Origin of the sequence: Flavobacterium sp., assembly GCF_035760125.1 — a bacterium.
Taxonomy (GTDB): Bacteria; Bacteroidota; Bacteroidia; order Flavobacteriales; family Flavobacteriaceae; genus Flavobacterium.
This window is the reverse complement of the sequence record NZ_DASTTN010000097.1, coordinates 1-2629: the sequence shown is the minus strand read 5'-3', so window position 1 is coordinate 2629 and position 2629 is coordinate 1. Positions and strand designations below refer to the sequence as shown.

Below are 2629 nucleotides of genomic sequence, written 5' to 3'. Positions count from 1 at the left end.
AGAATTCTACGTTCATGATCAGAATTAACCTGAATTCCAAAATAGCCTTCGCCAAAACCGTTTGCCATATAATAAGAGCCTATAATATCCTGACCTACTGGCACAGTAATTTCGTTATAATACCATTCGGCATTTACATTTTCAGGCACTTGGTAATTTAAATGAACCGAAGGTCCGCGCCTGCCCCAATGATAAAAATTGCCTTCATTATTAGGAACTAGTGCAATTTTTCCATTGAAATCAGTACTCCTAATTGTTAATATCGGAATAGAAGGAAAAGCATTTGCCGTCTTGCTTATTCCTTTTATTTTTATGGCAACATAACCTGTATCCGAGATTTTCCAATTTCCAACAATTAGAGACTGTTTTTTTGTTTCGTCGTATGTAACTCTTTTGGATGTATTATTGATAATAAATTCTAAAACTGATTTTCCAGAAACAGCAACCAATTCATCTGTAGCAATTGTAAATGTTCCAGGTTTTGAAATTCGGAAATATGCTGTAAAATACTCTTTGGGATTAGTCCAGTTTTCTATTCCGTTATTAGTAATTGTCGGATTTTCTTCAAGATGTAAAGAACTGAATGCATTTCCTCCAAGGGGTAATGATAATTCAATTTTTGAATTTTGAGCCGTCGATACAAGGCTAACAAGCATCACAGAAAAGAAAGAAAAAACAACTTTTGAATATTTCATTTTGATTAGGTTTTTGCGAACTATTTTTGATTCTCAAATTTTTTCATCAATGGAGAAATGTGTTTTTTGGTGTCATCGTCCAATGATGATAAAACTTTATTTCCTTCTTCGGGTGAAAATTTATTAAGTCCTATTACGCCTGCAGCAATCACTTTATAAGATTGTTCTTTGACACTTTCACTCATTAAACCTTTATAAGCAATATCACCTGTAGATGCCAATTTCAAAATTGCTGCAGCTCTAACTCCTGTATTCTTATCATTTTTGGCTATTTCCAGTAAGCTTTTCAATGCAGCATCTTTAGTTTGACTATCGTTTAAATCCAATCCTTTAATACTAAGTGTTCTTAAATCATCTTGTTTATCACCTAAACCTGCCAATACTATAAGTTGAGCAGTATGACTTTTATCTTTTACAGCAAATTTTATTGCTTCAATTCTGTTGAAATACGATGGAACATTTTTATATTGGTATAAATAATCTTCTGCTTTCTTGTTTTCTATAATTTGGCCAACCAAAATTTTATCAGCATCCATATCTACAAAATCAGGTTTAGCTGATACATCAAAACTGAAAATTTGCTCTCTATTTTCAATTAAAATATTCTTTCTTATTTTATTTCCATTTACATAAAAATCAACTTTTAGTGGCAGGCTAAACAATTGTACCGAACTATCCTGTGTTTGTTTTACAGAAATAGTAGCTTTTCCATTAGCATAACCATATTTAATTTCTAAAATCGGATTACCTCCCTGATAGTACCATTGGTTAAAATAAGGACTCCAATCTTTTCCGGTCACATCCTCCATTGCCAAGCGCAACTGATGTGTTTCTCCGCTCTTAAAAGCATTAGTTGTCAAATAACGATTTAATGACTTGAAGAAAGCTTCATCACCCATTTGATTTTTTGCAGCATACAAGATTATAGATCCTTTTGAATAGCTAATATTGTCAAACATATCTTCTTTATCGTTGTAATGAAAACGGGCCAAAACTGGGCTCATTCCATTTTTGCTGGAGCCCAAATAATTTTGCAGTTTTTCATAACGTGATCTGTCTTCTGCATCTTGTCCAGCGTCATGTCCATGCCAAAGCACTTCTCCAAAAGTTGCAAAAGATTCGTTCATCGTTAAATTAGACCAAGATTCAGCAGTTACGTAGTCTCCAAACCATTGATGAAAAAGTTCATGTGCAATAGTACTTTCTTCATTTTCATCCAGCAATTCTCTTTCTGTTTTTTGAACATATGCACCATGCAAAGTCGCCGATGTATTTTCCATTGCGCCAGAAACGTAATCCCTGGCTACAACCTGAGCGTATTTGACCCATGGATATTCAACTCCCAACATTTTACTATAAAAATTCATCATATCCGGTGTCTTCCCAAAAATCTGTTTGGCATAAGGCGCATACTTTGGCTCTAAATAATAACTAACTTCTTTCCCATTATATGAATCTTTAAATATTTTAAAATCTCCAACAGCCATCATAAATAAGTAAGGAGCATTAGGCACATCCATCTTCCAAGTATCCGTACGAGTACCATTTTTGTTGGCTTTTTGGGCAACTAATTTTCCATTTGATAAGGTTGTGTATTTAGCATCCACTGTCATCGAAATCTCCGATGTTGTTTTTTGATTTGGCTTATCAATAGTAGGAAACCAAGCAGATGATGCCTCTGTTTCACCTTGTGTCCATATTTCAATTGGTTTATCTTCTTTTCCGTCTGGGTTTATAAAATACAATCCTTTTGCATTAGTAATTGCCGCACTCCCTTTTGCTTTTAACTCATCTGGTTTTGAAGTATAATCAATGTAAATAGTGTATTTCTCCGTGTTTTTATATTTCCTGTTTAGGGTAATAAAAAGCTGCTCTGTGTCGTAAGTATATTTTAAAGGAACTTTTTTTGTTCCTTCCATTATTGCAATTTCTTT

2 protein-coding genes are annotated in these 2629 nt (G+C 33.7%); both read right to left on the bottom strand.

Going from position 1 to position 2629, the window contains the following annotated elements:
• Positions 1 to 695 (bottom strand): DUF5077 domain-containing protein (locus tag VFS71_RS03945; protein WP_326399500.1); only part of this gene is annotated, 695 nt, incomplete at its 3' end.
• A 20-nt stretch (positions 696 to 715) separates the two neighbouring features.
• On the bottom strand, positions 716 to 2629 hold a 1914-nt coding region (locus VFS71_RS03940; protein WP_326399499.1), incomplete at its 5' end, for a M1 family metallopeptidase.